We start from the raw sequence: 19,714 nt of genomic DNA on the forward strand, positions 1-19,714 counted from the left end.
TAATGATTTGGCAAAACCCGCGGCTTGTGAAACTGGGAAGTTCTTAGGCCGAATTCCCCGTGCGATTAATGCGGCATTGATCCCGCTGGATCTTTGGATTACAAAACGCGAATACGAATTAGAGAAGACAAAGAAACTTCTTGAGATTGAGCTGGCGGATGTTGATCCAAGTAAAATTGTTTCCCCTGAATCATATGTTGCTGTGCCTGCCTTGCAGTCCATAGCATATAGTATGGATAGTGAAGAGTTGAGAACTATGTATGCAAAACTACTGGCGAAATCAATGAACACCGATTATAGAGAATCCGTACACCCTTCCTTTGTTGAAATTATCAAGCAGTTGTCTCCGCTTGATGCTCAAAATCTAAACTACATAACTACCGATGAATCGCCCATTGCAGAATATCGATTGTGCTTAGCTGCGGGGGACACTAAGGACGCGTTAAATATTTCGGTAAGGCAACTCGAGGCCGAGTCTGAATATTTCAATTCTCTCTCGGATGGGCGGTATGAGTTAATAATGACAAATGTATTTTTGGAAAACCCAGATGAGAAAGATTTGGAAGTACAAGCCATGTCTATTTCATCTCTTCAAAGGTTAGGACTGATCCGCGTACACTATAGCGAGTATGCTAACGGGGCAGACTACGCACCTTTCTTTCAAACACAAGAATATATATATTTCAAAAAATCTTTACGCGAGAAAGGGAGACTTAAAATTTGTGTGGGCGTTACAATGCTTACGCCACTGGGCTCACAATTCTGTAAAATCTGCCAAAGTTAAATAATCCACCATAAAAAGACAGGTGTTAGAACTTAGTGCTAATCCTTCTTAAAGTAATTCCCCACCCAGCCGTCAGCGTTCAGCGGCAGACCGGGCGCCCACGGAATGGGCTGAGACATGAGCTCCACCACCTTGTCCAGATCGGCCATTTCCTCCGGCACTTCCAGCACCACTTCATCGTGGATATCAAAAACGATGGGGTATCCGGCGGCGTTCAATTGCTCCATGGCATAGAACAGGCAGTCCCGCGCCACGGCCTGCGTGATGTTCTCCACCAGCTTGCCGCCGTAGGTTTCAACAGGTTTCCAGTTGGCCCCGTCCTGCCCCCAGTACATGATGCTGTCCTCGCCGAAGTGGTTCTTGCCGATATGCGGGCCGGGGTAGTAGAGCTTGCGTCCGCAGGGCAGCAGGACTGTCATAAAGTCCAGCCCCGCGCCCCGGTAGATCTCCCGGGCGATGGCCACGCGGCCTACCGTCGTGGCCTGCCCAGAGGTGACCGCACGAAACGCCGCGTCGTTGACGTCATACCAGAATTGCACCGTGTGCGGGTTGGCAGTGCGCCAGCGCCGGACGATATCGGGCATATCGGCTTCAGGCAGATCTTCTTCCGTCATGCCCAGCGTCTTGCGCATGTTAATAAGAGCGCCTTTACCCCCTTGGTATCCCAGCGCCAGCGTGGCAACCTTGCCCTTTTTACGGAACGCATACTCAGGGTTGCCCTTCTTGATGCGGTCAAAGGGGACGCCGAACATCTGCGCGGCGGTAGTCTCATAAATCTTGCCATGGGTACGGAACACGTCCAGCACCCACTCTTCCCCGGACAGCCACGCGATCACGCGGGCTTCGATTGCGGAAAAGTCAGCGTCTACAAATGTTTTTCCGGGGGCCGCAATCAGCGATGTGCGAATGAGCGCGGAGAGCGCCTGCGGCACGTTGCCGTAAATGGCTTTCAATCCGTCCAAATTGCGGGACTTCACCAATTCCCGCGCTGTGGCCTCCGCTGCTACCGTGTCGTGGGGTAAGTTTTGGACCTGCACCAGTCGCCCGGCTTCCCGACCCGTCCTGTTGGCGCCGTAGAATTGCAGCAGGCCCCGAATGCGCCCGTCGGCGCACACGCAGGTTTCGATTGCGTTGTATTTCTTGGTGGAGGTCTTAGAAAGCTCCTGCCGAAGCTCCAGCATCCGGGAGGCCTTGTCGCTGGGTACGCCCTGTGCAAGCAAATCCGTGACCGTGTTTTTGCGGACGTCCGGCAAATCATCCTCCAGCTCCTCATTCAGCCATTTTAAAAGCTGGTCCCGGCTGTTGGGATTAGCAAGGCCGGTTAGGTCCTTGGCCTCCTGCAACTGGGTTTCGTGGACAACGGAGCCGATTTCGATTGCACCGTCCACCAGTGGCAGGTCCACCGCCACACCGTGCAGATTGATAATCTGATCACGGACCCACTGCTGCTGCACCTCGTCAGGCACCGGCACGACGGAAAGACGGCGCTCTATTTCCTGCTCTGCCACAACGTCCCCGGCGTTATAGGTCTTAAAAAGGTCCCACTTCGCCGGGTCATGCTGCGGCAGGTTGCGGGTACGTCCGCCATTGGACTTAGAGGGCTTGCACGGAACACAGAAATAGCGGATCAATGCTCCGCCGGTGCGGAGCTTCTGTTTGTCCTCCGGCAGGCCCATGGCTGCGCCGACGTTCTTCAGCGCGGCAGGATACCCGCAGTAGAGTGCATGAAGCTGCGTGTCCCGCCACTGGGGCAGCCAGACTTCCGGCGTCCAGTCCCGGTGCTGTTCCAGTCCGAAGTACCGAGACAGGCAGTACCACTCAAACGCGGCGTTGAACGCGTGCTTGACGCATTGCGGGTCAAATAGCCAGCCTGCCACATTCTGCGGGATAAAAGCCCTCGGCTGCGTCAAGTCCAAAACCTGTACCGGCGCACCGTCGAGGCTGTATCCGAACAGCAGAATTTGAAAGTCCGGGCTTTGCGCATATTTATAAAGTCCGGCCTTTGTGATCGGCACGGAGCTGTATGTTTCTAAGTCAATGTTCAAGTGGTGCTGCATGATTTACCTCCCGGATTGGAAGGGCCCCCGAAGGGGCCCTTTTTTGATTACATTCCCATGACCGGCATACCGCTGGGAACGGGCTGCCCGGTGATCGGGTCCACCGGCCACTGCTGGGGGTACGCCGGAGCTTGCTGCGGATAAACGGGGGCTGTCTGCTGGGGAGGATATGCGACGGGGGGCTGCTGAGGGTACGCAGGCGCGGCAACCGGAGGGGCATATCCGGGAACAGCGTAGCCCGGTGTTGCGGGCATTGCGGCGGACGCACCGAACGCTTCCACAGCAGAAACGGAGTTGCCCAAAGGTTCCCCATCTCGGGACTTCTGGAATCCATTCAGGCCGCAGCCAATCCCCTTCTTGCCACCGCTGTTATACGGGAAAAAGCTGATGTTGACATTGCCAAACACGCCGGAATAAATCTCGCTCTGCTGGAGGATGGGCTGCACGTTGCCGTCCACGACAAAAGGCGGGCGGTCGGGCTTGCAGGACGCGGTGAATACCCAGCAGCCCTTGCATTCAGGTCCGAACGGCTCCCCATCGCTGGGCCGGGGGCCGTCTCCGTCGTGAACACAGATCGCCAGCATCGCCGGTTTCTTCCCATCCCACTTGGAGCTGACACCGGTACCAATCGCGGCATTGATGGCCGTGTCAATCGCGGCCTTTGCGGCAAGGTTGGTCTTGGGCACCAGAACGGTTGTGGAGTACTTCGGGTCCCCCTGCGGATTGTTGAAGGGGGGCTTAGGCTGGAACAGGTTGCAGTAGGACAGGCGGGCCTCGCCGATGGTCAAAGTGTTTGCGTTCATAGATGTACTTCCTTTCAGTTAATGGGGGTAAATACCTGTGCGGCAGCATTGAAAACAGGGCGCTTATCGGATTCGGAAACCAGCGTAGGCTTGCCGGGACTCACAGTCACATGCCCGGCGGCAGCTTCGGTAAAGGTCTTCTTTCCCAGTGTCTTTTCAAGAGCCGCTACGGTCACTGGCTTGCGCTCCCACAGAATGGCTTCGGCTACGCCGCGTTGCTGAAGATCGGCAAAGGCGGCGTCCAGATCGTCCCACGCGCGGCTGCTGCGGCCTTCCACAGCTTTAAATCCGGGGATTGCTTTGCCATCCAGACACGATTGCAGCGCGTAGTCTTGCAGGTCTTTGTACCAAGAAACCAGTCCCTCTGCGCGTTGCAGCGCCTGTCCAACTTCGGCATCAGAGAGCAGCGGCGGGAGCTTCTTGCCGAACGCCTCCACAGCCAGAACCGTGTTCGCCCGTTCCCGACACTGGTTCTTGATGGGGCAGAACCTGCACCAGTCGCCGGGGCAAGGCTCTCCGGGGTCTTCGCTGTCCGCCTGCACGGCGGCGGGGGTAAGGACTTCCCTTCCCCAATCCTCCAATTCCGCGCGGCTGATCTCCCAATCGGACACGCTGTGCAGCGCAGGCTGTACAATGGTCATTTTGATCGTCTGGATGGAGTCTCCGTAGACCAGTGCATACATAGCCAACGCACCCAGCGCGTAAAGCATCATCTGGGGGTTGTGTTCAGCATCCACCGGCACACCGGCGCCGTTTTTATAGTCCGTGATCCACAAGACCCCTTCGGCGATCTGGATGCAGTCGGCAGTTCCCGTAGCCGGGGTTCCGTCTTCTTTGATCTCCTGCGTGAAGATTCCCACCGGCACAGAAGTTTCCAGCGCGAGAAACGGCGCAGAGTGAAAAGCCATGGCGTGCTGTTCCAATATTTCAACATACAGGTCGGTGTACCCGTCCATTTCAGCGGCGTAGTGCTCGTCCTCTTGCAGTTTTTTCAGCTGCGCGTTAAACGTGCGCTTGTTCATTACAGAAAACCGCTTGCGGGCTTTTAACTCCGCGATGGAGTGGGCCAGCCTGCCCGCCTCTGCATAGGGGCTGGTGGTCGTGGGGATGCCCTCGCTCAGTTTGATGGACGCAGGGCAGTGAATCCAGCGGTGCGCAGAGGACGGAGACTTTCTGGCGTGGTATTCAGGCGTCGGCATCAGAGCTGCGCCCCCAATCCGCGAAGCGCCATGGCAAAAGCTCCGTACTGTGCCTCCGGCAACATGTTGATTGCCTGAATGCCGAACTGCTGCAACAGACCCAAAAGCTGCGGCATTTTGCCAGCCTGCGCCAGCTCTGCACCGGCCTTTGCAATCTGGTCCATGGTATACGTGGGCGCGGCGGTAGGCGCTACCGGGGCGGGCGGGGTCATGGCCGGAATTGCCGGGGTGAAGCTAGGGGCGGTAGGTACAGCGGTTTGCGGCTGGGCACCAGTCATGTAGGCGGGGCTGGGGACAGAAGGTGAAGCCGCAGGGGTAGGGTTTGCCACAGGCGCGGACACCGGGGGCTGCTGGAAAGGGGGCATAACTGCCGCAGGGGCGGTCACCTGTACGGGCGCGGCTGCGGGCTCAGGCCAATGCAGCTTGACTTCCGCCCCGGACTGCGATGCCGATTTGAGGAAATCCACGGACTCGCAGAAGCGCGTCAGCACCTCAATATTTTCATTGCTCAGGGACAGGCCAAGGGTCAATTCGGATTTAATAGCAGCCATGTTTTTTCTCCTTCATTACGTAATTGTAGATGGTCTGGTATGTGAACTGCCGCGCGGTCAGTCTACCGGGCAGCAGGATACTATGGTCGCGGATAGCGTTGTCCGCCACGATTTCTATAAGATTCATGGAAAGGCCGATCTCGTAGGCGTGAAGCACTTCCGCCTGCGCCGCTTCAATCTTTTTGGAGTTACCAATTTGGAACCGCTCCAAGCTACTTCTAGTGATTCGCTTCTGCGGGTCTTTTAACAGCTTGTTTTCTCTCGCCAGCCTGTCCACCCAGTACGTTGACACGCCCAGCGCGGCAGCGGCATCCCCACGGGTGAACGAATCGGGCGCATCGCGGCATTTCTCCGTCTTCATCTTGACAAATCTCACTTTCTGCCCGATAATGTGGGCGTGTATCTTTTTTCTCTGCCGCTTGTGGGACTGCCATCCCGCAGGCGGCGCTTTTTTGCGCAATGCGGGAAAACATAGGGCCTCCCGTCCCGCAGCCGAGATACATTCCAGCGCTTATAGCAGCGGGTGCATATGAGGTAATGGGGTTTCATGGAGCCACCTCCCTGGCCCACTGTTCCGCCATGGCGCGGGCAATGCCGGGTGCGGTTTTGCTGCGCAATTTTGCACGGTCCTTTGTGTGCGGCATCATTTCAGTTGTGTATATTTTCTTTCCATATCCCTTCTCCGTGGTGCGGATATACAGTGGTTCTGGCTTTGGGAGCATTTGGTCCGCAACTAGCGGCGGGAGTCCTTTCAGCCACAAGCATGTGCGTTTTAGCCACGGATCTCCGAAATAGTAAGGGTGTATCGTTTGATCTGCCGGCCGGTAGTGCGAATTGGCGTATCCGCATGGATTTTCTACTGCAATTTTTTTGCAGTCTGCATTGACGAACTGCATGAAAAATTCAAAGGCCTCCACCCGCTTCTGCTCCCTGCCCGGGGCATTCCTGACTCTATTGGCAGCGTTGGTCAGATAGGTACAGGGGGGATGCGCGATAATCATGTCCCATCTGCCAACAATTTGGTGATGAGCCCCGTCGGTAGTATCAAACTCGCAGTTTCCGTTGAGCAGAGGCAAAACGTCCTGCCGAATGTGCCATTCCGGGTGACCGCCGCTGCACGGGATAATATCGCAGGAATAAGCTTCGTGGCCCAGCCGCCGGAGTTCGATTGTCACGGCTTGGGATTCCTCGCAAGCACAGAGAATTTTCATGGCCCCACCCACCACACCGTCAAACTCTGCCGCCCGCACTGAATGGCGTAGTCATAGTCCGACGTGTAAATATCAATTGCGTTGCCCTTCACGCCGGTATCCGTCGCCCACAGTTGTTCTACCATCCCGTCCGCGTACTCCACAAACACGTCCGAGTACAGCGGAATCACGTCGGGGTCCACGGCGCAGGAAAGGCCCTCCACCACCGGCAGTCCGGAATATGTAATTCCATAGGCCGGGTCTCCCGGATGTTTACCACAGGTATCCGCTGTGTACCACGTCACCGCGCAGTTCTCAATGACGTTGGCGCTCTCCAGCAAAGCCACTTCAATCTTCTCATTTTCAAAGTCCTCCTGCGCCACCGCCACAATGGGAATGGATTCAATAGGCGGTTCCTCCACCAGCGCGGCGTCTGCTTTCACCTTGAGTGTCAAGCACAGGGCGACGGCCAGCGTAGCCGCAACAACAGCCAACCACATACACCGCTGCCGCCACTGTCTGGCGAGACGGGCCTTTTCACGAGTCCTGCGGCGCAGTTCCGTAGCAGTATCATCGCTGATGCTGTGCAGCGCCGCAACAAAGCGGCAGTCCTGTTCCAGCTTGTCCATTCGTGTGGAGAGGTGGCGGGCGTATTTTTCTGATTTCTGGCTCATTACTTCTCCTTCCTCGCCATGCACCGGGCCAGCGTGGCAACGCTGATGTACCCATTGAAAAAGGGGAACATCTTGCCCACGGTCGCATAGCTTTTAATTCCGGTAAATTCCATAGTCTCTTTGATATTCAACATCTGACGACCTTTTGAATACTCAAGCACTTGTTCCAAATTGTCCCGGTAAAATTCTGATTCCCTGCTCATGAGGGCTCGTCCTCCTTTCGGCCCGCCGTTACCGGAAACCATTGCAGATGCTTGCAGGGGCGGCTGCAATGACGGCGGAACAGGCATCGCTTTCGCCGAATGTATGGGTAGTTCATGCCCCGCTGGTGGAAGTCGCACCACGCAACTGCATCAGGTGGGGTCCACCCGGGCCTGTACTGTTTCTTTTTCACAAATTTACCTCCAATTAATTGGCATTGAACATTTATGGGGAAAGGTGTAGAATTATGGTAAATTTTGGGGAGGTGTTGGTTTGCGATTTACGCGAAAGAGAATCCTCAGTGGTATAATTGCGGCTCTCATATTGGTGGGAGCTTCCAGCGCGTCTTACCAAGCAGGTGCAGACGCTGGACACGATGCCGCATACACGGAAGGGTATCAATCGGGTGAAACTGCTGGACGTGATTCTGGATACCAAGAGGGCTTAGCGGTTAACTACGACAAGGGTTACGCCGAAGGTAAGAGCGCCGGTTACTCCGAAGGTACAGAGTCTGGGCGCACCGCTGGATACGCTGAAGGGCTTTCTGCGGGTAAAGATGCCGGGTATGAGTTGGGCTACGCAGTAGGTGTGACTGATGGAAAAGCGTCGGTTAAAAGTAGTAGCACGACTACCTCTGCCAGTAACACCGCGTCTACGAGCAAAGCGGCCCAGACCACGGAAGATACTAAAACCGTAACTGTGTATGTGACCAAAACCGGAGAGAAATACCACCGCGACGGTTGCCAGTATCTTCGGAAAAGCCAAATAGCTATCTCGCTGTCCAATGCTAAATCTCAGGGATATACGGCCTGCTCCAAGTGCAGTCCGCCGAGATAGCATCAGCCGCTTTTCACGTGCTCCGTCTATCTTCTGACTTAAGGCCCAGCGTTAGCAGATATCTGATAATCTGGGAGTAGGTTCGCCCCTTGAATCGTTCAGATCCTTTTAATGCCTCTACGGCGGCATCCAAATCGTCGGGAAGCGAGATCGTGATACGTCGCATGTCTGTCATTGGTATAACTCCTTTCGAAAGTGGTTCACTTCTTTTATTTTTCAAGCAGGTGGTTCACTTTCTAAAATATACCACGCAAAGTGAACCACTTCAATTAGCAAATTATCCAAAGAAGTACATCACTTTTTAACACAGGTACATCACTTTACTATTTACAAAGTGGTGCACCTGTGTTATACTTTGCGAAGAAAGGAGGCCGATAATAGTGGCAACAGAAAAGCCCAGATTCTCTGTGACGCTGGAAGATACTTTATTGAGGCGCGTAGACGATTACCAATTTTCATACCGTTTTCCCACGCGCAGTAAAGCAGTGGTTGATTTGGTGCGCAGGGGCCTTGCAGAATTAGAGAATGAAACGGAAAGCAAAAGCGCCTCCCCTTATTCAGGAGAGGCGCAGAAATTAGCAAAGGATTACGACAGCTTAGACAATTGGGGTAAGCAGGCGGTTAGGGATTTAACCGACGTGGAACTGGCAAGGGTGGAGGATGAATCGCGATTCTTCCAAAATGCAGAGACTGAGCAGGATTCAAAAATTATCAATCTGTATTTGGAACCCGCTGCCGCAGGCATCGCAACTCCGCTGGTCGGACAGGACTACGAACCTTACGAATTGGGACCGGACGACCCGGCGGGCGCGGCGTTCGCGATACGCATTCAGGGTGATTCTATGGAGCCGCATTTTCCGGACGGCTCAACGGTGTTTGTAAATCACGACGCGCTGACCGACGGAGATATCGGCGTTTTTTGCGTAGATGGCGGCACCGTCTGCAAGCAATACCATTACGACAGAGTACTGGGGATTACGTACCTATTCTCCTTAAATAGAGATCGGGCCGACTGCGATGTTGTAATTACAAATGAAAGTAATCAGTCTCTCGTCTGTCAAGGCAGAGTCATGACTAAGAAAAGATATCCTCTGCCCACCGTAAGCTTGTAATGCTATCAGAGGCATAATTTGATTTGTTTCTTCACACGGTGGATGCGGTGTCAACGTTACCCCAGCGTAGGTATCCAAAGGCCGTACGCTATACGTGCCCTGTCTGCGCTGGAACGGCTGAAATCTATATGAAAAACTCACAGCGCGGGATATCCAGATGCGCATCCTGCCACATAATTATGACTATCGTAAAATAAAAAAGCACCGCCCCGGCGCTACCAACACCGGGACGGCAAGAGCAGATTTTCAAGGGGGATTTATCCTTGGGGCCTCTGCGCCCCTATCTTATCACAGTTGCGACGCGATGAAAAGGGGGATTTTATTACTATGGCGAAATACTATGTGCGCCCCGATGGGCTTCACGAGTCGATCAAAACCATCAACGGCAAGCGGATTCCGTTCCGGGGTAAGTCTGACCGCGAGGTAGATCGAAAAATATTAGCATATAAGGAGGTCGCAAGCAAAGGCAGGAAAGTCAAGGACATAGCAAAAGAATGGGAGATTTCTCACGAAAGTGAAATTTCAGAGAGTACCCGCCGCGTTTATTCTTACGCCGCGGCTCGGCTGATAGCATCCCTGGGGGACAAACATGCGTCTGAAGTTACTCCACAGGACCTGCAAAGGCAAATCGCCGACTTTTCAAAAACGCACAGCCGAAATACCGCGCACACTGAATTGGCGGTAATAAAAATGGTTTTTGATTCTGCCGTGGTTTCCGGGGATATCGCTACATCTCCTGCGGACAAAGTACGGCTCCCAAAGCACACGCTGCCCCCGAAACGGCGCGAGTCCTTGACGGACGAGCAGGAGCGGGCGCTAGTGCTTCTGGAAAGCCACAAGAAAGATGCGGACGTGTCACTGGGATACTTTCTCATGTTTACCGGATGCCGCCGTGGCGAAGCTCTAGCCCTGTCTTACAACGATATCGATCGCAAGGCCGGATGCATTCACATCACCAAGAAACTGTCCTACACAGGGCAAGTCCCCGTCTTAGAAGACCATTTGAAAAGTGCAAACGGTTTACGTGACATTCCACTCCTGCCGTCTCTGGCGGCGCGCATTCCTAAAAACCGGATTGGGCTGCTGTTCCCCGGCAAGGACGGCGGCTTTATGCGGGCCTCTGAAATTCAAGCCCTATGGAGGGCCTATTGTCGGGAGGCAGGGCTGAATGAAATCCAGCAGCTTGATAGCGGGGAGCTTGTGGAAACATTTCCCATCACGCCCCACTGCCTCCGGCACAGCTTTGCCACGATCTGCTACGAAGCCGGAATAGACCCCCGGCAGGCTGCTGAGATCGTAGGAGATACACCGCAAGTTCTGGAGGCTGTCTACACCCACTTGCGAGATGGACATAAACGCAGCGCGGCGGACAAGTTGGCGGAATACGTGGCTGCATTGGAACAGTCTATTCTAAATAGCTAGGTTTCTACTGTGTAGATTTTTAAGGGATTTCAAGTTTCACTGTGTACTTTCTGTGTCGTACATGCTTTTAGAATATTTCAGAATATTTTAACCGCGTGTTTTGAGGAATCCGAGAAGCCCATTGAAAATACAAGGAATTTTCAGATAAGCACAAAAGTATTTAAAAAATTATAACGTGCGTATTTTTAATACTTTTGTAACAATCCTTGCTTTTTCGGTTAACATATTGCCGTTATCATAATACTTGCAAGAGACAAAACTTCTTTTCATCCAATCTTCCAAAAGTAAAACGGGCCAGCCTGCCGGCTGGCCCGTTTTGCTGCCCCTGCACCTTGTGCGAAAAGAAGGCGGTTTCCGTTTTTCCCCGTTTACTCCGGAGCCTGCTCGCCAGACGGCGAATTATTGGACTCTTCCCCGCAGCACTGCTCCAGAAGCGTCTTGATTTCGCTGAGCAGTTCGTTCTGATAGCTGAGGGCGCAGCAGATATAATGCAGCGTGGACTCCGGGAGCGCCGGGCCGTCAGGCTGCGGGATAGGATGAACCCACCGGCGGACCTCCGGTTCGCAGGCGCTCCCTTCCGGGATGGGGGAAGCAGCCGCGCTCCGGCCCCGATTGAATTTGTTTTCCATCAAAGCTCCCTCCAGTTCTAAACTGTGCCGGTTTCCGGACGGCTTTTGCCTTCCGTCACCGATGCCCGTGGAGATATTTTTCCTTGGTGGCAATTCCGCCCCGGATATGGCGCTCCTGCTTGTTCACGTCCAGCACCCGCCGCGCCTGCGCCGCCAGCGCCGGATTCATTCTGGGCAGCCGCTCTGTGATGTCCTTATGTACGGTGGATTTGGAAATTCCAAATTTTCCGGCGGCGGCGCGGACCGTCGCCCGGTTTTCTATGATGTACTGGGCCAGTTGCTCGGCCCGCTCCTCCATGTTTCCCTTCAAAAAGCAACACTCCCCGCCTTGCGTTGCTCCATCCTATGCAAAAAGCCGGGCGGTTATGTACGCCAAACGCGTGAGGCGGGACGACGCGTAATTTACAGCCTCGCAGCAGGCTTTTCGGAACCAGCCGCCGCAGTCCTCCCTTCCCATACACAAAAGAGCAGGGCCTTTCGCACACCTAAGCATTGCCAAAGGTCCCGCTCTTTTTATTTGTACCTTTGCACACAGATTGCACGCATACTCAGTCCGGCTCCCCCGCCTTTAAACTCTCAGCATCTGTGTTGGGGCCATTGTAATAGCGATAGACAAACCTTCCGTGCTGAAGGATATCGGTATACATGTCATATTCCTGCCGGTTTCGCAATTCTCCCGGCGTGTGGCCGGTAATATGCTTAAACACCTTTGAAAAATAGTGAATATCCCGAAACCCGCTGCTCTCGCAAATATCGGACATTTTCTCGTTGGTATAGCGAATCATATCCACAGCCTTTGAAATGCGGAGATAGTTGGCATAATGAACGATTGTCATGTCTGTCGCCTGCTTAAATACCTTGCAGAGATAATTTCGGTTATAGGTCAGTTCCTTTGCCATCCTGTCTAAAGACAATCCTTCACAAAAATGCTGCTGAACATAGTCTGCAATCTGACGGGAGAGGCCGTCCAAACGCTCCATCTTTTCATGAAGCTGCGGAAAAAGAAATTTGGAATCCTCTGACTTCACAAACGTGCGGACAAGCGAGTAAAGGCACTGCTCCAGCAGAATATTTGCCATGTTCTTTTTAAATGGAAGCGCGGATTTCCATTCGGTGCGAACCCGGGAAAGCAGCGTATAAAACTCTTCCTCCATTTGCAGAGTGCAGGGGATCTTCCCAAGCTCATTCGATAGCAGGTCATCCTGTATATAAAACTTTACGTCGATCATGCGCAGAACGCCTTCCTGAATTTCAAACAGTTCGTGTTCAAGCCCCGGAAGAATCAGAACGGAGCGCCCCGGAAAGAGCGGAATGCGCTGCTGCTCAATTTCCATAATTCCCTTTCCGGACGTAATATAGTACAATTGATAGTAGTCATGTGGGTGGCGGTGGATTCCCCAATTTTTAGAGTAATCCAACATAAAAATCCAAAACACATTTACATTTGTCATAAAAAACCCCACACTTTCTAGTTTAATTTTACCACAAGGTTTTCCGAACGCAACAAAAAAAGTGAAAATAATATAAAAAGCAGAAAAGTTAGATGAAAGACATTTGTAACAAGGCTTCCTATAATGAAGACAGTTCAGGAAGAAAGAGAGATCACCTGCCACACCTGAAAATCGAAGGGAGAAACTCAAATGAAAAAAGCATGTTCGCTGATTCTTGCGACCGCCATACTGCTGACGACGCTCACTGCCTGCGGCAGCGGGTCCACTCCGTCCGCATCCTCCTCCGTGCCCCCCGCCGGCAGCTCCGGTGCCGCCGATGACGTCATCACCATCGTCTATGCCACTCCGGAAGCATCCGGTATGCCCACCGACACCATGTCCCAGTGGGTCGCAAAGAAAATTCAGGAACGCTCCAACGGCCACATTGTCGTGGAGCTGCACAATGCCGGTACATTGGGCGGTGACACGGAACTGGTCAGTCAGGTGATGGACGGCACCATCCCGCTGGTGGGTCTGAGCATTTCCGCTTTGAGCCAGTACACCGATCTTCTGGAGTGCACCCAGCTTCCGTTCCTGCTGAACAATTACGAAAAGGAAAAAGCCGCGCTGGACAGCGATGAATTTGCCGCGCTGATCAGCGAAGTGGAAGCTTCTCTGAATCCGAAGTTTTTAGGCTCCGCTGAAAACGGTATGCGCCACTTTGCAACAAAGGACAGGCAGATTACCAAGCTGGAGGACCTGAAGGGCCTGAAGCTTCGCACAATGACTTCCAACATTATGTCAGCCGTCTGGGCGCAAATGTCACCACCGTGGCTTACAACGAGGTGTTCACCAGTCTGCAAAACGGCGTGATTGACGGCGAAGAGATCAACGTTACCTCTGCCGCTATGCAGAAGCACTATGAGGTCGTCAAATACTTCACAGAAATCGGCTTGTATCCCTTCCCCGCAGTCTATGTCATGAACGGCGATTACTGGAACAAGCTGTCTGCCGAGGATCAGGAACTGATTGCTCAGGTATTTGCGGAAGGCCACGAGAAGGCGTTTGATGAATTCCTTCCCAAGACCGAAGCGCTGTGCAAATTAACTTGTGAAGAAGGCGGCGTAACCTTGAAATTTTATAAAAATTGTTCTGAATGGTATTGAGCGCGGCCGGACCGTCATAAAGGCCGGGACGGGACTGTATTCGTGGACAGAGGACAACATCCGGGAATTCAACGCCAGAAAAAAAGCGCCCTACCTGAATACATTCAACTGGAATGTACCCACAGAATAACAATCCCTCTGAAAGTAATTTCTAAATTTCTTTAAATTTGATTTGCTTTTGGATGGTCAATCTCAGCATCTGCAAAGCACTTGTCAAACGCAATGGGCTTCGTAAAACATAAATTTTGATAAAAAGTAGTTCTAAAACATTTGCAAGCTTCATAAGCAGGATTTGTCACCCGGTTTTAATTGAATGATAAATCCTGTTTTTCTGTGCTTGTCTCTCGATAAAATTGCCCATACAAATCACTTTATCTTGTTCCTGTCCTGTCAAGTCGGCACCGTCCGCCTTGCTTTCTGCAAATCCACAAGCCTCTCTTCTTTTGTAATATGCGCCAATGCCAGACAGGAGGTAAATCTTTTCCTTAATAAATTTGTACAAAAACTTTTTATTTTTTCTGAAATATACTTGACAATTTATATCCAGAATAGTAGAGTGGAACAGGAAAAGGAGATGAAACATTGCTTCTTACAAAGGAAACGGATTACGCTCTGCGGATTTTGCGGGTACTTGCGGACGAGGAGCGGGCCACTGCGGCGCAGCTTGCCCAAGGGGAACAGATTCCCCAGCAGTTTGCCTACAAAATTTTAAAAAAGCTTGAAAAAGGCGGAATTGTCCGAATTTTACGCGGAGCGGATGGCGGCTATGTTCTGGCGGCCAAGCTGGAGCAGGTGTCGCTTTTCCGGCTGATGCAGGTCATGGAAGAGGATTCCTTCATCAGTCCCTGTATGAATCCGGAGTATCAGTGCCTTTGGTGCAAGGCGCACGGAAATACCGTCTGCCGCGCGCATATCAATTTAACCTCCATCCAGAAAAAGCTGGATCAGGAACTGGAGACTCACAGCCTTCAGGAAATTTTATTTGACGGGTAATTATTTTTGCGCGTTCAAAGTGGACACTTTTTGTCAAATATGGTGGTCAATTAAAAAGGGGGAAGCAGTATGTTATTCACGACCACGCAGCAGCAGGAAAAGCTTCGTGCCAAGGTCCGAGCGTTTGCGGAAGAGGAGATTAAGCCCCTCGCCTTCCTCATGGACAAGGAAAATCAGTTTCCCGATGAAGCGGTGGCAACACTGGGAAAAATGGGGCTGATGGGCATTCCCTTCCCGAAGGAGTACGGCGGAGCGGGTCTGGACATGATCAGCTATGCCGTCGCGGTGGAAGAGCTGTCCCGGGTTGACGGCGGCTCCGGCGTTATTCTGTCGGCGCACACGTCCCTGGGCACCTGGCCGATCTTTGGCTTCGGCACCGAGGACCAGAAGAAAAAGTACCTCGTCCCGCTGTGTAAGGGAGAGAAAATCGGCGCGTTCGGGCTGACCGAGCAAAACGCAGGCTCCGACGCGGGCGGAACGGAAACCACGGCGGTGGATAAGGGCGACCATTATCTGCTGAACGGCGGGAAAATTTTCATCACCAACGCGCCCAAGGCCGATACATATGTGGTCTTCGCAGTGACCACCCCCGACATCGGCGTAAAAGGCATCTCCGCCTTTATCGTGGAAAAAGGCTGGAAGGGCTTTGAATTTGGCGACCATTACGACAAAATGGGCATTCGGTCGTCCTCCACCGCGGAGTTGATTTTCAACGACGTGAAGGTTCCGAAGGAAAATCTGCTGGGCAAGGAGGGCGAGGGCTTTAAAATCGCCATGGCCACGCTGGACGGCGGTCGCATCGGCATCGCGGCGCAGGCGCTGGGCATTGCGCAGGGCGCGTTCGAGCAGGCGGTGAGTTACGCCAAAGAGCGCGTCCAGTTTGGCAAGCCCATCGGCTTCCAGCAGGCCATTTCCTTCAAAATCGCGGATATGGCGACCAAGCTGCGCACAGCGCGGTTCCTGGTCTATTCGGCGGCAGAGTTGAAGGAGAACCACGAGCCCTTCGGCATGGAATCCGCCATGGCCAAGCAGTATGCCTCCGACATTGCATTGGAGGTCACCAACGACGCGCTCCAGATTTTCGGCGGCACCGGCTACCTCAAGGGTATGGAGGTTGAGCGGATGTACCGCGACGCGAAAATCACCACCATCTATGAGGGCACCAACGAGATTCAGCGGGTGGTCATCGCCTCTCACATTCTGGGCAAGCCGCCCAAGGAGGAGAACGCTTCCTCCAGCCGGTCTAAAAAGCCCGCGCCCATTACCGGAATTCGGAAAAAGCAGATTTTCCGGGACGGGGCCGCCACGGAGCAGATTTCCGCGTTGGTGGATGCGCTGAAAAAAGACGGCTTTGACTTTACGGTGGGGATTCCTCTGGATACGCCCATCGTGCAGGCCGAGCGTGTGGTTTCCGTCGGCAAGGGCATCGGAGACAAGGAAAACATGCTTCTGGTGGAAAATCTGGCCAAGGCCGCAGGCGCGGCAATCGGCTCCTCCCGCCCCGTGGCTGAAACGCTGAAGTATCTGCCGCTCAATCGCTATGTGGGAATGTCCGGTCAGAAATTTACCGGCAACCTGTATATCGCCTGCGGCATTTCCGGGGCCAGCCAGCATCTCAAAGGCATTAAGGACGCGGGAATCATCGTGGCGGTCAACAAAAACGGAAACGCCCCGATTTTTAAGAACTGCGACTATGGCATCGTGGGCGACGTGAACGAGATTCTGCCCCTGCTCACCGCCGCGCTGGACACCGGCGACAAGCAGCCCGCCCCTCCCATGGTGAAAATGAAGCGCCCCCGTATGCCCAAGCCGGAGCCCATCGGTCCCCGCTATGTTTGCAGCGGCTGCGGCTATGAATATGTGCCTGAGTTTGGCGACATGGAGAGCGAGATCGCACCGGGCACGCAGTTCAAGGATCTGCCGGAAGACTGGGCCTGCCCTGAGTGTGCCGAGTCCAAGGACCAATTCATTCAGGCGTAAAACCGAAGGGAGGAAAAGAATATGTATAGTGTAAGAAATGTGACCGAGGATGTGTACTGGGTAGGGGCCAACGACCATCGCCTTGCTTTGTTTGAAAATGCATATCCCATTCCCAGAGGTGTTTCCTATAACTCCTATCTTTTGATGGATGAAAAGACCGCCCTGTTTGACACGGTGGATTGGTCCGGTTGCCGGCAGCTCTTGGAAAACATGGAGTACGTTTTGGCGGGCCGTCCGCTGGACTATCTGGTTATCAACCATCTGGAACCGGACCACGCAGGCTCCATCGAGGAGATTTTGCTCCGGTGGCCCAACGTGGTGATTATCAGCAACGAAAAGGCCTTCATGATGATGCGCCAATTCAAGTTCCCCGTGGATGAACACGCAATTGTGGAGGTAAAGGAAGGCGACACCTTCAGCTTTGGAAAGCACGTGGTTACATTTGTGTTTGCCCCCATGGTCCACTGGCCGGAGGTCATGGTGACCTTTGACACCACCGACGGCGTGCTCTTCTCCGCCGACGCGTTCGGAACCTTCGGTGCGCTGGACGGAAAGCTGTTTGCCGACGAGGTGGATTTCGACCGGGACTGGCTGGACGACGCCCGCCGGTATCTGACCAACATCGTGGGAAAATATGGCCCCCACATTCAGCTTATCCTGAAAAAGGCGGGCGGCATCCTGAACCAGATCAAATATATCTGCCCGCTCCACGGGCCGGTGTGGCGCAAGGACCTAATGTATTTCATCCAGAAGTACGACACCTGGAGCCGCTATGAGCCGGAGGAAAAGGGCGTGATGATTGTATACGCCTCCATGTACGGCAATACGGAGTCCGCCGCCCAGGCGTTGGCCGCGCGGCTGTGCGACAAGGGCATGACGAAGGTCGCCGTGTATGACGTATCCTCCACCGACGTCTCCCAGCTTATCTCCGAAACCTTTAAGTACAGCCATATTGTGCTGGCCTCGGTGACGTATAACCTCGGAATTTATCCGGCAATGCACAACCTTCTCATGGATATGAAGGCGCTAAACGTGCAAAACCGCACCGTGGCCATTATGGAAAACGGGTCCTGGGCCATTAAGTCCGGCGATCTGATGCAGAAGTTCCTGGACGAGGAAATGAAGAATATGACCGTGCTGAACGAGCGGGTGAGCATGGCCTCCTCCCTGCAAGAGGACAAGGCGTTTGAGCTGGAAACGCTGGCGGACGCCATTTTGGATTCTATGCAGTAAGGCTGGCTGAATCAGCCGCATCCCTTCCCTTTCTCAATCTTGTTTTACACACAAAAGGCGGGACCTGTCGCAAGCCCAAGGCTTTCGATAGGTCCCGCTCATTTTATCTGCATTTTTGCATCTGTTTGCTACGTGTGCCATGTAATCTGTTGAACCGCTTTCAAAGCAGCGGATCTTGCGAAAGCCATTGCGGCCGGACTTCACCTCTGAATACGCAGACTTTCCGGTATTTGCATTCCTGCAAGGGGCCGCGTGGAAAAGCCACTGGTAAGCGCAGAGGACAGTCAGGGCGTCTTTTGGAGCGCACGGTATCGGGTGGTCACGTTCCGGATAAACTCCTGCTCAGAATCGGACAGCACGGCTCCCTTGCGGGTGATCAGGCCGAACTCCAACCGCTCCTTGCAGTTTTGAATGGGGATGGAGACGCACTGATACAGAGAATCCTGCGTGGAAAAGCCCTGAATCCCAATTGTATAAAAATCACTCTCAGAAATCAGGTGCATCAGCGCCGCCCGCCCATACACATAGATGATGCGGGAAGAATTGTTCAGATCGGTCTGGTGGTCCTCCGTGGAAATATTATAAATGAAATCCTCATACTGTCCTATATAGCGGACAAACCCATAGTCCCTTAAATTCTTCAGCGTGACGGGAATGTTCCTGCGCAGAAGCTCGTGGTTTTTGGAGACGACGATGTGCGGCGCCATAGTGACCAGCGGCGTCAGCTCCAGCCCTTTTTCGGAAAGAAGCTTGTGAAAGCGCTCTGCCTCGTGGCTTGCAAAGTGAATGCACCCTACATCGCAAACGCATTCCTCCACATCCGACACCACATCCAGCGTGGTCCCCTCGTTCAGAAAATAAGTAAATTTAGGAAGACGCTGGCGGCGGGTGCACACCTCGTTAAAGCTTTCCATCGTGTGGGTAAATTTGGTCATGGAGAGCCTCATGCAGTCCCCCTCCGGCTCCGTCCGGCAGGAGACCTGCTTAAGACTCTCCATCTCCTTGAGAATGACCTTGGAGTGCTCCAAGAAGGCTTGTCCCTCGGCTGTGAGCGTAACTCCCTGTTTGGTCCGCTGAAAAAGGGGCACGCCCGCGTCCGTCTCCATATCCCGAATGATGTGGCTGAGATGTGGTTGGGAAATGTATAGCTCCTGCGCCGCGCGGTTGATTGACCCATAGCGGGCCACCGCGCAGAAAAACTCCAGATGCTTGATATCCATGCTGCTCTCTCCTTTATCCCGGCACACACGCCGGGGCGTGCGTTCGCCCGGACAAGCTGGGCCTCGCCTTCCCCCTTTTGCATATATTTTCTATTATAGCGCATTTTTTAGACAAATGATGTACTGATTTAGTATGCGAAATTGACAAAGAATTTTTGGCAAATCAGTCGAATTTGCTATAACGGCTGCTGCATAACCCTATCGGAGATTGCTATTATACATTTGCCAAAAAT

18 protein-coding genes and 1 pseudogene are annotated in these 19,714 nt (G+C 53.3%); 7 read left to right on the forward strand and 12 right to left on the reverse strand.

Translation table 11 applies throughout. From position 1 onward, the window contains the following. Nucleotides 1-784, forward strand: a 784-nt coding sequence (locus tag B2W96_RS06925; RefSeq protein WP_293009557.1) for a DUF4393 domain-containing protein, incomplete at its 5' end; no start/stop codon positions are given. A 38-nt stretch (nt 785-822) separates the two neighbouring features. On the opposite strand, the gene B2W96_RS06930 is transcribed toward B2W96_RS06925, so the two are convergent. The 8 genes from B2W96_RS06930 to B2W96_RS06965 all read right to left on the reverse strand — a co-directional run bounded on the left by B2W96_RS06930 (nt 823) and on the right by B2W96_RS06965 (nt 7,461). Then, on the reverse strand, nt 823-2,841 hold the full coding sequence (locus B2W96_RS06930; RefSeq protein WP_293009558.1) for a DNA polymerase: 2,019 nt from the start codon (nt 2,839-2,841) through the stop codon (nt 823-825). Nucleotides 2,842-2,888: 47 nt separating this feature from the next. Further along, a complete protein-coding gene (locus tag B2W96_RS06935) occupies nt 2,889-3,644 on the reverse strand; it encodes a DUF2815 family protein (RefSeq protein WP_293009559.1) in 756 nt (251 codons plus the stop codon). A 14-nt stretch (nt 3,645-3,658) separates the two neighbouring features. Further along, the gene (locus B2W96_RS06940) at nt 3,659-4,843 is read right to left on the reverse strand and encodes a DUF2800 domain-containing protein (protein WP_293009560.1); all 1,185 of its coding nucleotides are present in this window, start codon (nt 4,841-4,843) and stop codon (nt 3,659-3,661) included. Next, nucleotides 4,843-5,394: a hypothetical protein gene (locus B2W96_RS06945; RefSeq protein WP_293009561.1), complete on the reverse strand. Its 552-nt coding sequence runs from the start codon at nt 5,392-5,394 to the stop codon at nt 4,843-4,845. Before B2W96_RS06945 ends, B2W96_RS06940 begins: the two co-directional genes overlap by 1 nt. Further along, entirely contained in the window at nt 5,381-5,755 is a 375-nt protein-coding gene (locus tag B2W96_RS06950; protein WP_293009562.1) for a DNA-binding protein, read from the reverse strand. The genes B2W96_RS06945 and B2W96_RS06950 overlap by 14 nt, the downstream gene beginning before the upstream one ends. A 184-nt stretch (nt 5,756-5,939) precedes the next feature. After that, nucleotides 5,940-6,605, reverse strand: coding sequence for a DNA cytosine methyltransferase (locus B2W96_RS06955; protein WP_293009563.1), 666 nt, complete (start codon nt 6,603-6,605; stop codon nt 5,940-5,942). Further along, nucleotides 6,602-7,258 carry a 3D domain-containing protein gene (locus tag B2W96_RS06960; protein WP_293009564.1) on the reverse strand — a complete coding sequence of 219 codons (657 nt, stop codon included), beginning with the start codon at nt 7,256-7,258 and terminating at the stop codon, nt 6,602-6,604. The genes B2W96_RS06955 and B2W96_RS06960 overlap by 4 nt, the downstream gene beginning before the upstream one ends. Next, nucleotides 7,258-7,461, reverse strand: a complete 204-nt coding sequence (locus tag B2W96_RS06965; protein ID WP_293009565.1) for a hypothetical protein — start codon at nt 7,459-7,461, stop codon at nt 7,258-7,260. Before B2W96_RS06965 ends, B2W96_RS06960 begins: the two co-directional genes overlap by 1 nt. 1,215 nt (nt 7,462-8,676) lie before the next feature. Between B2W96_RS06965 and B2W96_RS06970 the strand changes: the two genes are divergently transcribed. Both B2W96_RS06970 and B2W96_RS06975 read left to right on the forward strand, forming a co-directional pair. Continuing rightward, nucleotides 8,677-9,408 (forward strand): S24 family peptidase, encoded by a 732-nt coding sequence (locus B2W96_RS06970; protein ID WP_293009566.1) that lies wholly within the window; start codon nt 8,677-8,679, stop codon nt 9,406-9,408. A gap of 327 nt (nt 9,409-9,735) precedes the next feature. Then, nucleotides 9,736-10,830: a tyrosine-type recombinase/integrase gene (locus B2W96_RS06975; RefSeq protein WP_293009567.1), complete on the forward strand. Its 1,095-nt coding sequence runs from the start codon at nt 9,736-9,738 to the stop codon at nt 10,828-10,830. 368 nt (nt 10,831-11,198) lie between these two features. Here the strand turns inward: B2W96_RS06975 and B2W96_RS06980 are convergent, their stop codons facing one another. From B2W96_RS06980 to B2W96_RS06990, 3 genes are all read right to left on the reverse strand, one after another. Continuing rightward, nucleotides 11,199-11,459: a hypothetical protein gene (locus B2W96_RS06980; RefSeq protein WP_293009568.1), complete on the reverse strand. Its 261-nt coding sequence runs from the start codon at nt 11,457-11,459 to the stop codon at nt 11,199-11,201. Between the two features lie 55 nt (nt 11,460-11,514). Then, the gene (gene spoIIID, locus B2W96_RS06985; protein ID WP_293009569.1) at nt 11,515-11,769 is read right to left on the reverse strand and encodes a sporulation transcriptional regulator SpoIIID; all 255 of its coding nucleotides are present in this window, start codon (nt 11,767-11,769) and stop codon (nt 11,515-11,517) included. Between the two features lie 238 nt (nt 11,770-12,007). Next, nucleotides 12,008-12,910 carry an AraC family transcriptional regulator gene (locus B2W96_RS06990; protein WP_312158845.1) on the reverse strand — a complete coding sequence of 301 codons (903 nt, stop codon included), beginning with the start codon at nt 12,908-12,910 and terminating at the stop codon, nt 12,008-12,010. Nucleotides 12,911-13,285: 375 nt separating this feature from the next. Between B2W96_RS06990 and B2W96_RS06995 the strand changes: the two are divergent. From B2W96_RS06995 to B2W96_RS07010, 4 genes and pseudogenes are all read left to right on the forward strand, one after another. Continuing rightward, a pseudogene (locus tag B2W96_RS06995) lies at nt 13,286-14,055 on the forward strand (TRAP transporter substrate-binding protein). 582 nt (nt 14,056-14,637) lie between these two features. After that, on the forward strand, nt 14,638-15,048 hold the full coding sequence (locus tag B2W96_RS07000; RefSeq protein ID WP_293009570.1) for an RrF2 family transcriptional regulator: 411 nt from the start codon (nt 14,638-14,640) through the stop codon (nt 15,046-15,048). Between the two features lie 69 nt (nt 15,049-15,117). Beyond that, complete coding sequence (locus tag B2W96_RS07005) at nt 15,118-17,028, forward strand: acyl-CoA dehydrogenase family protein (RefSeq protein ID WP_293009571.1); 1,911 nt, start codon at nt 15,118-15,120, stop codon at nt 17,026-17,028. A gap of 21 nt (nt 17,029-17,049) precedes the next feature. After that, entirely contained in the window at nt 17,050-18,261 is a 1,212-nt protein-coding gene (locus tag B2W96_RS07010) for an FprA family A-type flavoprotein (protein WP_293009572.1), read from the forward strand. A gap of 284 nt (nt 18,262-18,545) precedes the next feature. Here B2W96_RS07010 and B2W96_RS07015 read toward each other — a convergent pair whose 3' ends face one another. Continuing rightward, the gene (locus tag B2W96_RS07015) at nt 18,546-19,481 is read right to left on the reverse strand and encodes a LysR family transcriptional regulator (RefSeq protein ID WP_293009573.1); all 936 of its coding nucleotides are present in this window, start codon (nt 19,479-19,481) and stop codon (nt 18,546-18,548) included. Between the last annotated feature and the right edge of the window lie 233 nt (nt 19,482-19,714).

The organism is Oscillibacter sp. UBA6647 (assembly GCA_002455655.1).
In the GTDB taxonomy this organism is placed as follows: domain Bacteria; phylum Bacillota; class Clostridia; order Oscillospirales; family Oscillospiraceae; genus Oscillibacter.

Bases quoted from the DNA above. Each gene is read 5' to 3' on its own strand.
- B2W96_RS06930 (WP_293009558.1), bottom strand. From the start codon at position 2,841: ATGCAGCACCACTTGAACATTGACTTAGAAACATACAGCTCCGTGCCG.
- B2W96_RS06935 (WP_293009559.1), bottom strand. From the start codon at position 3,644: ATGAACGCAAACACTTTGACCATCGGCGAGGCCCGCCTGTCCTACTGC.
- B2W96_RS06940 (WP_293009560.1), bottom strand. From the start codon at position 4,843: ATGCCGACGCCTGAATACCACGCCAGAAAGTCTCCGTCCTCTGCGCAC.
- B2W96_RS06945 (WP_293009561.1), bottom strand. From the start codon at position 5,394: ATGGCTGCTATTAAATCCGAATTGACCCTTGGCCTGTCCCTGAGCAAT.
- B2W96_RS06950 (WP_293009562.1), bottom strand. From the start codon at position 5,755: ATGAAGACGGAGAAATGCCGCGATGCGCCCGATTCGTTCACCCGTGGG.
- B2W96_RS06955 (WP_293009563.1), bottom strand. From the start codon at position 6,605: ATGAAAATTCTCTGTGCTTGCGAGGAATCCCAAGCCGTGACAATCGAA.
- B2W96_RS06960 (WP_293009564.1), bottom strand. From the start codon at position 7,258: ATGAGCCAGAAATCAGAAAAATACGCCCGCCACCTCTCCACACGAATG.
- B2W96_RS06965 (WP_293009565.1), bottom strand. From the start codon at position 7,461: ATGAGCAGGGAATCAGAATTTTACCGGGACAATTTGGAACAAGTGCTT.
- B2W96_RS06975 (WP_293009567.1), top strand. From the start codon at position 9,736: ATGGCGAAATACTATGTGCGCCCCGATGGGCTTCACGAGTCGATCAAA.
- B2W96_RS06980 (WP_293009568.1), bottom strand. From the start codon at position 11,459: ATGGAAAACAAATTCAATCGGGGCCGGAGCGCGGCTGCTTCCCCCATC.
- B2W96_RS06990 (WP_312158845.1), bottom strand. From the start codon at position 12,910: ATGACAAATGTAAATGTGTTTTGGATTTTTATGTTGGATTACTCTAAA.
- B2W96_RS07005 (WP_293009571.1), top strand. From the start codon at position 15,118: ATGTTATTCACGACCACGCAGCAGCAGGAAAAGCTTCGTGCCAAGGTC.
- B2W96_RS07010 (WP_293009572.1), top strand. From the start codon at position 17,050: ATGTATAGTGTAAGAAATGTGACCGAGGATGTGTACTGGGTAGGGGCC.
- B2W96_RS07015 (WP_293009573.1), bottom strand. From the start codon at position 19,481: ATGGATATCAAGCATCTGGAGTTTTTCTGCGCGGTGGCCCGCTATGGG.